This is a genomic window from Marinimicrobium sp. ARAG 43.8 (genome assembly GCF_050113635.1).
In the GTDB taxonomy this organism is placed as follows: Bacteria; Pseudomonadota; Gammaproteobacteria; order Pseudomonadales; family Cellvibrionaceae; genus Marinimicrobium.
Map to the genome: position 1 here is coordinate 1 of NZ_JBNJLT010000032.1, position 789 is coordinate 789.

The 789-nt window shown below is 51.8% G+C and carries 1 protein-coding gene; it reads left to right on the top strand.

Annotated elements, in window-relative coordinates:
* Window positions 1–76 precede the first annotated feature (76 nt).
* Window positions 77–789: transposase (locus ACQCLF_RS16025; RefSeq protein WP_426989097.1), on the top strand; the 713-nt coding region annotated here is incomplete at its 3' end.

Consider the following 789-nt stretch of genomic DNA (forward strand, 5'->3'; position numbering starts at 1 on the left):
CGTTGAAGCCGTAGAAAAACTCCAAAAACAAGGCCTTTTTTGATAAAATTGGGCATCGTTTAAAGGACGCGACGCCATGCCAAACTTCAAGAAATACGACTACAGCCAAAGCGCCATGGTCGTTATCGATTTTGAGGAACAGTTACAGCCGGGAACCTTCGAGTTCACACTGCACCGACTGATCGATGACCACATTGACCTGTCGGCATTTCACGAGAAGTACAAGAACGACGCTGGCGGGCGCGCGGCCTACGACCCGGTAATCCTCCTAAAGATCATTCTCTATGCCTACGCCAAAGGCATTACCTCCAGCCGAGAAATCCAGTGGCAGTGCGAGCACAACATCATTTTCAAGGCCCTGTCCTGTGACTCCGTTCCCCACTTCACCAGCATCGCCAGCTTTATCAGTAGCTACCCCGACGCCATTGAGTCAGTATTTGAGCAAGTGCTTCTGGTCTGTGACCAACAGGGCTTGCTCGGCAACGAGCTGTTCGCCATTGATGGCTGCAAGATGTCCTCCAATGCCGCCAAAGAGCATTCCGGCACGTTGGACGAGTTGACTCAAAAACGCGACAAGATCAAACGGAAGATTCGCGCCTGTCTCAAGGAGCATAAGAAGCTCGATGCCCGCAAACCCAGCGAGCGGGATCGCAAGCGTCAGTTGCAGAAAGCCTCAGATACGCTGAGCAAAGAGTTTGATCGGATCGACCAATTCCTAAAGACAGCAACCCCACGGATGGGGCAAGGTAAGCGACCCAAAGAGGTTAAAAGCAACATCACCGACAACGA